Consider the following 11,979-nt stretch of genomic DNA (forward strand, 5'->3'; position numbering starts at 1 on the left):
GATGTCAATCGTTGAGATGGCAGGCACTTTTGTGTTCCGAGCCAATAGCCTGAAGTGTCGGTTTTTCGACGCGGCAACGCGCCATCGCAAACGGACAGCGCGGATGGAAATGGCAACCGGACGGTGGCGACAGTGGGCTTGGAATCTCTCCTTCGATAGCCGAAAAGCGCCGTTGAACGGGATCAAGGCTTGGTCTTTCCTGAAGAAGTGCGCGCGTGTAAGGGTGGTTCGGGTGCGAAAATAATTCGTCAACCCGCGCTTCTTCCACAACGCGTCCAAGATACATGACCACGACGCGGTCGGATATGTGTTCGACCACGGAGAGATCATGACTAATGAAAAGATAGGTGAGATCCAGCTGCTCTCTGAGATCAAGGAAAAGATTTAAAATCTGCGCCTGGATCGAAACATCGAGCGCGGCAACGGATTCGTCGCAGATCAGCATGTCAGGCTGAACAGCCAAGGCACGCGCAATACCGATGCGCTGGCGTTGCCCCCCGCTGAACTGGTGCGGAAAACGACTTGCCATGGATGGGTCGAGTCCTGATCGCTCCATTTGCAGACTGACGTAATCGTCCAGTTCACGCGCGTTGGTCATTTTGTGGTATAGTGGCGCTGCCCCGATGATCTCATGCACACGCTGGCGTGGATTGAGCGACGACGACGGGTCCTGAAAGATCATCTGGACCTTCAGTCGCGCATCTTCTGCCTGCTCACTGTTCATCTCGGTCAACTGCTTGCCCCGAAACAGAACCGACCCCTCGGAGGCTTGCAACAGTCCTGCCACCACGCGACCGAGTGTCGATTTTCCACAACCGGATTCACCGACGATGCCGACCACCTCACGTTCTTGCACGGTGAGGCTGACATCATCCAGCGCTTGGACGACCGGATTTGGAGCTTTCAGGCCCATCAGCTCGGCACCGCGTTCTACCATACCCGATTTACGACTGAAGCGCTTGCTGACGTTGCGTACTTCCAAACGATGGCTCATGATGACGCCCCTTCCATGACGGGGTGAAAACAGCGAAGCAGACGCCCTGCCATCGGTTCTAGTATCGGTTGGTTGAGGCATATTTCACTGCCAAAGGAGCAGCGCGGACGAAACGCACAACCCGTTGGCATATTGGCAACCGAAGGAGTGGCCCCTGATATCTGCCTTAGTCGTTCGCCGCGTTTGTTATGCGCGGGCAGGCTTGCGATCAGACCGTTGGTGTAAGGATGCAAAGGCCGCCTCAGCAGATCGGCCGTTAAACCTTGTTCAACGATACGACCCGCATACATGACTGAAAGCCTCTCAGCCAGACCGGCAACGACCGAAAGGTCATGGGTAACCCATATCAGAGCCGTCCCTTTCTCTCGAGCGAGCTTCTGCACGATTGAGAGAATTTGTGCCTGAATGGTCACGTCAAGCGCAGTCGTTGGTTCATCTGCAATGATCAGGTCTGGTGACATAAGGAGTGAAATGGCAATTGCCACGCGCTGCCGCATACCACCGGAGAACTGATGCGGATATGCATTTAGACGCTCTTCCGGGCTTGGAATGCCCACCATACCCAAGGCGTCGCGTGCGCGCTCACGCGCAACCTTTTTGCTGACGTTTTCGTGCGCAAGCACGACTTCCATCATTTGTGTATCGACGCGAAGTACGGGATTGAGCGTCGACATCGGATCCTGAAAGATCATCGCAATACGGTTGCCCCGGATGGATTGCAATTCTTTCTGCGAGGCGCTTCGCAGATCCATTCCTTTGAAAAGGATTTGGCCACCCGTCACCTGTACAGGCTTATCGAGCAGGCCCATAATCGACAGACCTGTAATCGATTTTCCAGAACCGGATTCTCCAACAAGGCCCATCACTTCGCCTGCAGAGAGACTGAGATTTATGTCGTCAATAAGGGTTATATTACCCTGTTCGGTCACGACTTCTGTTTTCAAACCTTTGATTTCAAGCATGGCACTCATCTCCGTGCAGCCTTCGGATCCAACAGTTGGCGCAAACGATCTCCAACAAGATTGATGGCAAAGATCGTGACCAGAAGTGCAATCCCGGGGAAAAGGGCGATCCAGTAGGTTCCCGACAACATGAACTCATATCCGCTGGCGATAAGAAGTCCGAGCGAGGGTTCTGTTATTGGAACACCGAGACCTAGAAAGCTGAGTGTCGCTTCAAGTGTAATAGCCCGTGCCACCTGCATGGTCAGCAGTACGACAAGCGGCGACAGGCAGTTTGGAAGCAATTGACGAAACAGAATGTTGCGGTGCGGTAGGCGCAGAGACCGCGCTGCTTCCACGTATTCCCGGCGAAGCTCCGTCAAGGCTGCACCACGTGCCGTGCGGGCATACGTCGCCCATTCCACTAGAACAATGGCAAAGACCACATTTCCAACGCTCTTTCCGAGGAGTGCTAGGATCAACAGCGCGGATAGGATTGTGGGGAAAGAAAGCTGAAGATCAACAAGCCGCATCATTCCGGTTTCAAGCCTTCCGCCAACATAGGCGGCCGTCAAGCCGAACGCCGTACCGATGATAAAAGCAAGTGTGGCAGAACCCAATCCAACGATGAGGCTTATTCGCAATCCATAAAGAATGGCCGACAGCATGTCGCGCCCTTGATCGTCTGACCCGAATAGAAAGGTGAAACCTGCCGATGATGGTGTCCCGGGAGCCATACGCCCATCCATAATATCCAGCTGCATGAGGTCATATGGATTCTGTGGCGACAGATATGGCGCAAACACTGCCATGAGGACGATCAGAATAATCAGCACAAGTCCCAGCACAGCAAAGGGCGAACGAGCAAACTGCCGCATGAATTGAAGGCCTGTGCGAAGTTTGGAAGAGTTTATTACTGTTCGCACATCATTCTCCCTGAAGCCTGATACGCGGGTCAAGCAACCTGTAGGTAACATCCACGACGAGGTTGATGATGACGAACATGATAACCACGAGCATAAGATAAGCGACGATGACGGGGCGATCGAGCGCGGCTATGCTGTCAATGATAATCTTGCCTACGCCTGGCCAGGCAAAGATGGTTTCCGTCACAACGGAAAACGCAATCGTCTGACCGATATCCAGACCCACAACGGTGACGACAGGGATCATCACATTTTTCAGCACATGGACGCCCAGAATACGCTTTGATGAGAGCCCCTTTGCGCGTGCAAATCGCACATACTCGCTCGACATAGCCTCCCGCACACCCGCCTCTGTCAAACGTGTCACCATAGAAATATTGAAAAGCGAGAGGCTGATTGCAGGGAGCAGGATGTGCCGTAAACCGTCCAGCGTCAGGAAAGACCATGGTATTCCAAAAACCACTTCGGTTGCACCACGCCCCGAGCTTGGGAGCCAGCCCAGTTGAACGCTGAAAATCATGATAAGAAGTATCGCGATCCAGAAAATCGGCAGACTAAAGCCAAAGATCGAGCCTATCATTATGAAGCGAGCGAATGGACTTTCCGGTTTCCATCCCGCGGCAAGCCCAAGTGGCACGCCAAAGATGATCGACAAGAGAACAGCAGCGAAAGCAAGCTCAAGAGTTGCAGGCAACCGGGACAAAATCAATTCAACAGCCGGTTCCTTATAGACGTAGCTAACACCAAGATTGCCCTGAAGGATTCCTTTCAAGAAAAGAAAGAACTGTTCGTAGAGAGGCCGGTCCAGTCCGAGATCCGCAATCAAACGCAAACGGTCATCGTGTGTTGCTTCAGGCGGAAGTAACGTTTCAATCGGGCTGCCGATCAGGTGAAGGCCGACGAATACAATCAGAGCCATTGCAAGCGCGACCAGCACCGCTTGCATAAGGCGCTGGATAATCCATAGGGTCATGATACCCTCTTATTATTGGTAAGATATCGAACCACCACTGTGGGGATCGTTTTGTATGTAGGTGATCGCCGCATTCGCTTAGACGGCTTCCCCACAAATGACCGAAAGGCAAGGCTGGCGCGGCGGCACCAGCCTCTTGTTCCACGCCCTATTCGGAAATATCCTTTGCAAGTGTTCGCTCATCTATCCGAGGAGTGTAGTCGAGACCGTTACGAAGCACCCAGGCATTGCTCTGCTGGTAGAGTGGAATGATGGCGCCATCATTCACCGCGACTTTCACAGCTTCGATAAGAGCAGCTTCACGCGTCTTGTCGTCGTAGATTGTCATCGCCTTGGAGACGAGGTCATCAAGCGCCGGATTGGAGTAGCCGCTGTCATTGGAAGCACCCAAGCCACGCTTAGGGTCAGCAGTGCCCAAAACGTTTATCAGCATGGAACTGGCGTCATAGGTGGCATTACCAAGACCCAGAAGCTTCATCGCGAATTCCGACTTGCGCGACGAAAAGGTGGTCCATGGGAGAGCCTCCACACTCGTCTTTACACCAATTCTCGTCCACATCTGAGCGATAGCCTGAACGACCGCAGGTGCATTGGGATAGCGATCATTCGGCACGTGAACCGTCAGCTGAAAACCATCCGGATATCCCGCATCGGCCAAAAGCTTCTTGGCTCCCGCAGCATCTGGTTTGGGAGGCTGAATGTCAGGCGTATAAGAAAATGCACCCTTGGGCAGCCACTGACCGGACGCCGTTGCAGTACCTTCCATGATCTTGTCAACGATGCCTTGGCGATTGATCGCTTCGGAAAGAGCATTCCGTACGCGGGGATCTGCCAAAGGATTCTTGTCCAGCACTTCTCCGTTAGGCCCCTTCACATTGGCTTTCCACGCATCACCTGATGTCGATGGTGCGAGATAGATAACCCGTAGACCTGGAGTGCTGACGAGAGAAAGATTGGCCGTTGTCTTGAAACGTGCGATATCCGTCGCAGCGGGCGCGTCGATGACATCAACATCGCCAGCAAGAGCAGCGGTCGTGCGCGCGCTCGCGCTTGAAATCATGCGATAAGTGGCATGATCCCAGGCGACTTTCTTGCCCCACCAATCGGGATTACGCTCCAGACCGACCTCAATGCCCTGTTTGAACGTCTTGAGGCGGAACGCGCCTGTGCCAATTGCAGCCTTGCCTGAATTATAGTCGGCAGTGTCGGCACCCTCGCCTGCATGGCGCGATACAATAGCGATATTGGCGAGATCGCCGGGGAGTGTAGGAGCTGGCGCCTTGGTGTTGATGATAACCGCCGCATCACCATCAGCCTCGACGCTTGCAATGTTACGCATAAAGCCGCCGAAGCCACCGGGGCTGTTCGGCACGTTTCCGGCCCGACCGAATGTAAAAATCACGTCGTCAGAGGTGAACGGCTTGCCGTCATGCCACTTTACGCCTTCCCGCAACGCAAAGCGCCATTTCGTTTCAGAAACAGATTCCCATTTCGTAGCCAGACCTTCAACCAATTGGCCGTCAGCCGTTCGCTCGGTCAACCGATCGAAAATCTGCATCGCAATCGAGTTGTTAGGCGAGGCATTGTAAAAGTGAGGATCAATGGATGTCACGGTTCCACTGAGGCCAATCGTCAGGTCCTTGGCTAGCACGGGGGTTGCGACCAAGCCCATAAAGCCAGTCAAGAGAATCACACCTGTTTTCATTTTCACGTTCCCTCATTTTATGAACATGTAACCGTCACATTCGTTTTGCTCAATTTATCAACGGAACGTAAAATTAAACAAATGAATGTTTTTTACATTTGTTATTCATGAGAAGAATAACGAGGCGTTCAGAATCTCTCTGAAACGCTTTGAAGCCCATCATCGGTTTGGTGACCCGCTTGATGAACAGATGATCTTGTTCAAGAATATTATTGAGATATTTGACCTGAAGAATTTCGTTCATTTTGCTTGAACCGGTGATCTTCAGAATGTTGTTAACAGCCTGCGCTCCCGCCAGATTGGCTCCACTTTTATCAATGATTATTTTGTTTGGAACGCCATTGCTTGCAATGGTTTTCTCCAAAAACGCCTTGCAGCGCCGAGACTTCGCCGTTCAGAGAGCATGAAATCGAGCGTTTGACCGTCACGATCAACAGCCCGATACAGATAGGTCCATTTCCCTTTGAGCTTTATATAGGTCTCGTCAACACGCCAGGAGCCAAGCGTTGGCCGTTTACGTCTTTGTGCTTCAGCCGCGATCTGGGGGGCGTAACGAACCACCCAGCGGTTCAGTGTTGCATGGTCCATGTCGACACCCCGCTCAGCCATGATCTCCTCAAGGTCACGATAGGAAACCGAATATCGGGCGTAAAAGAAAACGGCATAAAGCATCACACTTTTGGGGAAATGAGCTCCTTGGAAATCAATCGCCATCCCCGCTCTTCTCACTCAATGTTGCCTCGCAGCGTAAAATAGCTCAGAAAAAATGAACCTTTTGCGACAGAGCCCGATCGGCGAACCTTCGACTGCCTTCGGCGATGCAAAGACGACTGATGCTCTGCTCGACTGGCTTACCCATCATTGCGATATCATTGAAACAATAAATGCGCCGTGGCGCTTGAAAACCATTTCTCAAAGCAAAGCCGAAGAACGCTAACGATCAGCGTGCACAGAACCTTTACTAAATTGAAGTCTCGGGACGGCACGCTAATAGGCGCAACCTAAAGGAGAAGTACTTTTCAGACGACGGTAAGGGGGCTATCAAGCGCCGATTGATACTTTTTTCTTAGAATTCGCCCACCAGCGCGAACGAGATGGGTAAAAAGTAATTCTAAATCATTGAATCAAAGATGCACTACATAGGCGTTAATCCTGCCTTTTAACAACGCTTGCATCCATAATGTTTCTAATGCACTTTAGTTGTGTAGGCTCGCGAATGGAGTAAGAATATATCCATGTCAACATTGCAGGTTCCAAGCTCCCCTCCCCTCCCCCAGCGCCTCATTGGCTATGCGCGTGTATCGATAACCGACGATCAGGCTCATGTCATACAAATGGATGAACTGCGCTTGGCCGGGTGCAAACGGATTTTTGAGGAGAAAGAATCTGAAGCGATGCAGGACAGGCCAATTCTGAACAGGCTACTCGCAGAACTTGTTGCCGGCGACATACTCGTCGTTGTTAGCCTTGATCGGATCGCTCTCTCCGTCAGCCATCTTCTTGAGATGCTCGAAGAGCTTACGCAACGTGGCATCCACTTTCGCTCCATTCAAGACTCAATCGATTCATCAACACCACAAGGCATGTTTTTGCTGGAGGTCCTTCGCTCCGTCATAGTGCTTGAACGAAGACTTGCGGCTGAACGATCGAAAGCAGGAATAAAGGCTGCGAAGCTACGAGGTAGGCTACCAGGAAATCCGGGACTGCGAGAACGCAAGCCGGAGGCAATCAGGGCTGTTTCACAAGCACGCGACAAGCGCTATCTCGACGAACTGATCGCTACGGCACCCACATGGCTGCCGGTCGTGCAACAGCTACGACCGACCCATGGCTGGGACAGTGTGGTTGAAGTGCTTAATCGTCAAGGTCAGGACTGGACTATTGAGCGTCTGCGCCGCGCTGTGCATCGTCTTGTTCGCGAGAAAATGGCCGACAACAAACTCCTAATCCGGTCCCCCCGTCGCATACCTGCCGATCGGTTGATGAAACTGGTCGCTGCGATCGCCATTGCCGATCCACGCCTGTCGCTACGCGATATTGCGGCACAACTCGATAAATCAGGAGAAAAACCCTTGCATGGAGGGCGCAAATGGCTACCTGCATCTGTTCGCAATCTACTCGATGATGCGCATCGTTTTGGTCTCATTCGCCGCTAAGCAGCTGGCAAATCAGTCACCCAGATAGACGCTTTCTCGCCCTGCCCTATCAAACTTAACGACCGTCTATTAACAGGTCACTACGACTGGAGCATCGCTTACGCAAAACGCTATGTTGGTAAGTACAGACGTAACAGCATCTATCAGCAACACGCAACACATCAGAACGGCCCCTCAGGAACAGACTTCAGAGAGGCGAGATCAAATCAGCTTCATTACAAACACAGAGCTCCAATTTCCATGTCGCCAATCATTGTTAAGCCGGGTCATTACAATTGGTGTGGAACGCATTAAGCGCGGCACCACCGCTTCTGGAACCGTGCCGCCACCCAACCCATCACACCGCCCGTCAGAGAAATTTCTTCGAAGCTGCGAGGCCCCACCAGCAGCGGTGATGAACGGATAATCAAGCAAGTTAGCCAAGCCAAGCAACGGCCTTCACTACAGGGCATAATCGAGTGCGAAAACAGCGACGAGCCTCTCGATAACAAAGTGGCATGACAGGAGTTTAACAGTCTTCACAGCATTGGACAGGATGCCTATTTCGGCAACGCGGACAGAAACATTGCGAGCAATGGCTGGAATATGCCATTCCTTCAACTGGATATTGACCTGACGACTTATTGCCATCCAAGGTGCGAGTTGTCATGACAAGAACTCCGTCACAGTCTCTGTATTCGCAAAATATGCACGCTCAAGCATCCCCTTAGCTTAATGGGAAATCTCACCTCGCACCTGTGGAATATGACCTCTATATCGTGCAGCCGTTCGCTGAAAGCAGGCAAGAAAATCTCAAAGCCAGCAGCGCCATGCTTGATGTTACCGGCATCGACAACAGCAAGGAGCAGGCGAAGATCACTCAGCTCGAAACGCATGCGAAAAAGAACAACTGACTACTTGCCTTTGATATAGCTGAATTGCCACCTCGGTCTTTCCGCATTCGGCAAACATTCCCGACCGCTATTCATCAGCAATGTTTGATCTTTCCATATCGGCACTCATCGTATTTTGTGACACCTTCTTTATCGCAGGACGCGTCAAGGGCATCGCGGGTATATTGGCTTAGCCACCGTGGAGATGGGTATGCTGGGCTCATTCATCTCACCACTGGCAGATGTGAGCCCGGTAGTTATCCCGGCCTTTATCACCAATGTCTGGCAGCCCTTGACTGGCTCGAATTTCTTCAAACTTCTGCTTCTCCGCTAACCTATCTCGGTCGCGATCAGCGTTATAACAACGCCTGGACCCACTTGGATGGTGAGCGGCGACACACAACTGGCTACTTCTTTTCTCAGTACCGCATTCATTGTCCAAGCGCCTATACGTTGTTTGCGCACTAGATCAGCAACCCCACAACATACCAAGCCGTGACAAGGGTAACCGGGGCATTCCTAATTCGAGGCGCGTATGTATCTTCAGACTTAGCGAGCACGGAGCACTACAAGCTAATATTTTATTGCTATCACTTCCGCTAGCTCTGCCAGCGCGTGCGGGCATGGCGGTGAAAAAGCTTATTCGCAAACAGATCAGCCCAGGGGGGGGCTTTTACCGAACCTTCCTGATATCTCCGCTGCTTCTTGGAGTAGAAATGTCTCTCTTCGCTACTCCACTCAACCCGCAGACGAATATGCGAAGCATCGCTTTATACGTCTATCCCGCCGTATATACCTGCTTTATGCTGCTGTGTCGTAAAAGACAGACGGCTTGCTTCATCTACTGAGATGCTATTTATAGATTACCTCCAAACGCGTACGTTCCGCACTCTGGAGCAGCCGCTTCTTACTGCAAGATGAGATCGTAAGCTCTCGGTTAAATAAGTAAAACAAGCGGCCGCTTCTGCAAAAAACGTTCTTTACTATCCGACGGAAGGAGTTTACGGCCGTAAACTCCAAGACTGGACGGCCAGCGTTAACCTTTCATTAACCTAAAACTCCTTGCAGAACCTTAAGAATCAGAGCTAAATGCGATAAATGCGTTTTCACGCCATTAAAATCGCACTTTAGGTTTTCACTCCATGAATATCGCATTTGATGCCGATCAGCCACTTTCCGATTTCGACCAGCTCATCCTGAAGCAAGGGGCGGCATTGTCTGGCCGATTGGAAAAGCATCGCATTGAGAACTTCCCGCCCGATGCAGTAAAGTCGCTTCGCTCGTTCCAACTTGCCGAAGCCGCAGAGTATATAGGGGTTAGCCAGGGACACCTTAAAAATCTTTCGCTGAATGGAAAGGGGCCCCAGCCAGCCGTTACCACTACCGGTCGTCGTTCTTACACGGCAGAACAGATGCTGGAAATGCGCCGGTACCTCGATGCTAATGGCCGCTCCGATTCACGTATGTATGTTCCTCATCGCAAAAATGGCGAACATCTGCAAATTATCGGTGTTGTAAATTTTAAAGGCGGCTCAGGTAAGACGACTACCACGGCTCACCTGGCACAACACTTGGCACTGACAGGTCATCGTGTGCTTGCAATTGATCTCGATCCTCAAGCATCACTGACAGCACTTCATGGAATTCAGCCAGAACTCGATCAGTTGCCATCACTCTATGAAGCGATACGATACGATGATGATAGAAAGCCTCTCAGTGCACTTATCAGGAAAACGAATTTTCCCGGTCTTGATATCGTGCCTGCCAATCTTGATTTGCAGGAGTTCGAATACGATACCCCGTTGATCTTGAGCGAGAAGGGCACCCGAGACATAGGACGTACATTCTTCACCCGTCTCGATGCTGCTCTTTCTGAAGTCGAACATCATTATGATGTGGTTGTTCTCGATTGCCCTCCCCAGCTGGGATATCTGACACTAACCGCATTGTCTTCGGCGACTGCTGTACTCGTGACGGTACACCCCCAGATGCTGGACGTTATGTCGATGTGTCAGTTCCTGCTCATGCTTGGCGAAATCCTTGACCCGATTAAGCGTGGCGGCGGCAACATGTCTCTCGACTGGATGCGATACCTCGTTACGCGATACGAACCAAGTGATATTCCGCAAAGTCAGATGGTTCACTTTATGCGGTCATTGTTTGGTGGCTTCGTTCTCAAGAACGAAATGCTGAAATCAACCGCAATCTCAGATGCCGGAATCACAAAGCAAACACTCTACGAGATTGAGCGCTCGCAGCTTACGCGTTCAACATATGACCGCGCTATGGAAAGCTTGCACGGTGTAAACGGTGAGGTGGTTAACCTCGTCCATAAAGCATGGGGTAGGACAGTCTAATGGCACGTAAAGGCATCATGTCGGGATTGTTGGATGGTATCACGGATGGTAAGTTTACCGCCGTAAACTCTGAATCGGAAACACCTGCCCCAACACCAACGGTAGAGACGTCAGGGCGTCGTGGCGCTTTTGGGATGATGTCACGTGCGGCCGACGAAATGGCTGCTAAGGTCGCTGCTGCTGAAGAAATCGAAAAACAGCTTATAAACGGCTCACACATCATTGAGCTCGATCCAAATGATCTGGAGACTTCCTTTGTCCTTGATCGTTTAGAAGATGATGATGATACGAGCCTTCAGGAACTCATTGCAGCAATCCGTGAGCGTGGGCAGGACACGCCTATACTGGTTCGTCCAAATCCAAGTGCTGAAGGCAAATACCAGATTGTTTTTGGTCATCGCAGAGTGAAAGCAGCAAAAGCTTTAAATATCAGAGTTAAAGCGACTGTGAAGCAACTCTCTGACCGCGACCATGCTATTGCACAAGGTCAGGAAAACACCGCTCGTGCTGATCTAAGTTTCATTGAGCGTGCGCTGTTCGCCAGAAAGCTCGCGGAGCAATTCGACAACGAAACGGTAATGTCTGCACTAGCTGTAAATAAGACCGTCCTGTCAAAAATGCAGTCAGTAACTAACTATGTGCCTTCTGATCTCATTCTGAAAATTGGACCATCTAAAGGCATCGGTCGAGATAGATGGTATGATCTTTCGGTCGCATTCAGAGATGGTATTGGAACTGACATTGACTCAGTCATAGATCAGGACAAGTTCTATTCAGCATCATCTGATGAGCGCTTTTTGATGGTCCTGGCGACCGCCAAGTCAGGTGCGAATTCTTCAAATAAGCAGAGTACGAAAGAAGGTAAAAAACAGCCTCTCACAAAATTCTGGAAGTCAAAGGACAACTTAGTTGCCTTTTCCATGAATCGAAAACCAAAGAAAGTCGATATCTCGCTGAGGAGCGACGATGCTGGACCCTTTGGTGAATGGCTATCAACGCGTCTGGAAGGCCTCTACGAAGAATTCAGACAATCTGAACCCGAACATGGAGAGTAA

At 51.1% G+C, this 11,979-nt stretch carries 12 protein-coding genes and 1 pseudogene; 6 read left to right on the plus strand and 7 right to left on the minus strand.

Translation table 11 applies throughout. The annotated features are described in order from the left end of the window. Window positions 1-4: 4 nt before the first annotated feature. The 6 genes and pseudogenes from H5024_RS20410 to H5024_RS20435 all read right to left on the minus strand — a co-directional run. Window positions 5-994, minus strand: a complete 990-nt coding sequence (locus H5024_RS20410) for an ABC transporter ATP-binding protein (protein WP_187549013.1) — start codon at window positions 992-994, stop codon at window positions 5-7. Further along, complete coding sequence (locus H5024_RS20415; protein ID WP_187549014.1) at window positions 991-1,965, minus strand: ABC transporter ATP-binding protein; 975 nt, start codon at window positions 1,963-1,965, stop codon at window positions 991-993. The genes H5024_RS20410 and H5024_RS20415 overlap by 4 nt, the downstream gene beginning before the upstream one ends. Next, window positions 1,962-2,813: an ABC transporter permease gene (locus H5024_RS20420; protein WP_210309774.1), complete on the minus strand. Its 852-nt coding sequence runs from the start codon at window positions 2,811-2,813 to the stop codon at window positions 1,962-1,964. The genes H5024_RS20415 and H5024_RS20420 overlap by 4 nt, the downstream gene beginning before the upstream one ends. Before the next feature lie 49 nt (window positions 2,814-2,862). Next, the gene (locus H5024_RS20425; RefSeq protein WP_187549015.1) at window positions 2,863-3,834 is read right to left on the minus strand and encodes an ABC transporter permease; all 972 of its coding nucleotides are present in this window, start codon (window positions 3,832-3,834) and stop codon (window positions 2,863-2,865) included. Window positions 3,835-3,982: 148 nt separating this feature from the next. Continuing rightward, a complete protein-coding gene (locus H5024_RS20430) occupies window positions 3,983-5,539 on the minus strand; it encodes an ABC transporter substrate-binding protein (RefSeq protein ID WP_187549016.1) in 1,557 nt (518 codons plus the stop codon). 142 nt (window positions 5,540-5,681) lie between these two features. After that, a pseudogene (locus tag H5024_RS20435) lies at window positions 5,682-6,253 on the minus strand (IS6 family transposase); the annotation flags it as partial. 52 nt (window positions 6,254-6,305) lie between these two features. Between H5024_RS20435 and H5024_RS20440 the strand changes: the two are divergent. Together H5024_RS20440 and H5024_RS20445 are read left to right on the plus strand one after the other, a co-directional pair. Then, window positions 6,306-6,476 (plus strand): ATP-binding protein, encoded by a 171-nt coding sequence (locus H5024_RS20440; RefSeq protein WP_282186091.1) that lies wholly within the window; start codon window positions 6,306-6,308, stop codon window positions 6,474-6,476. Between the two features lie 298 nt (window positions 6,477-6,774). Then, a complete protein-coding gene (locus H5024_RS20445) occupies window positions 6,775-7,695 on the plus strand; it encodes a recombinase family protein (RefSeq protein ID WP_187549017.1) in 921 nt (306 codons plus the stop codon). A 441-nt stretch (window positions 7,696-8,136) separates the two neighbouring features. On the opposite strand, the gene H5024_RS20450 is transcribed toward H5024_RS20445, so the two are convergent. Next, on the minus strand, window positions 8,137-8,325 hold the full coding sequence (locus H5024_RS20450) for a hypothetical protein (RefSeq protein ID WP_187549018.1): 189 nt from the start codon (window positions 8,323-8,325) through the stop codon (window positions 8,137-8,139). A 128-nt stretch (window positions 8,326-8,453) separates the two neighbouring features. On the opposite strand from H5024_RS20450, the gene H5024_RS21570 reads away from it, so the two are divergent. The 4 genes from H5024_RS21570 to repB all read left to right on the plus strand — a co-directional run bounded on the left by H5024_RS21570 (window position 8,454) and on the right by repB (window position 11,979). Then, window positions 8,454-8,588, plus strand: a complete 135-nt coding sequence (locus tag H5024_RS21570) for a hypothetical protein (RefSeq protein ID WP_282186092.1) — start codon at window positions 8,454-8,456, stop codon at window positions 8,586-8,588. Between the two features lie 190 nt (window positions 8,589-8,778). Further along, window positions 8,779-8,901, plus strand: a complete 123-nt coding sequence (locus H5024_RS21575) for a hypothetical protein (RefSeq protein WP_282186093.1) — start codon at window positions 8,779-8,781, stop codon at window positions 8,899-8,901. Window positions 8,902-9,709: 808 nt separating this feature from the next. Then, window positions 9,710-10,924, plus strand: coding sequence for a plasmid partitioning protein RepA (repA, locus tag H5024_RS20455; RefSeq protein ID WP_187549019.1), 1,215 nt, complete (start codon window positions 9,710-9,712; stop codon window positions 10,922-10,924). Then, window positions 10,924-11,979, plus strand: coding sequence for a plasmid partitioning protein RepB (repB, locus tag H5024_RS20460; RefSeq protein WP_187549020.1), 1,056 nt, complete (start codon window positions 10,924-10,926; stop codon window positions 11,977-11,979). The genes repA and repB overlap by 1 nt, the downstream gene beginning before the upstream one ends.

Source organism: Ochrobactrum sp. Marseille-Q0166, assembly GCF_014397025.1.
Taxonomy (GTDB): domain Bacteria; phylum Pseudomonadota; class Alphaproteobacteria; order Rhizobiales; family Rhizobiaceae; genus Brucella.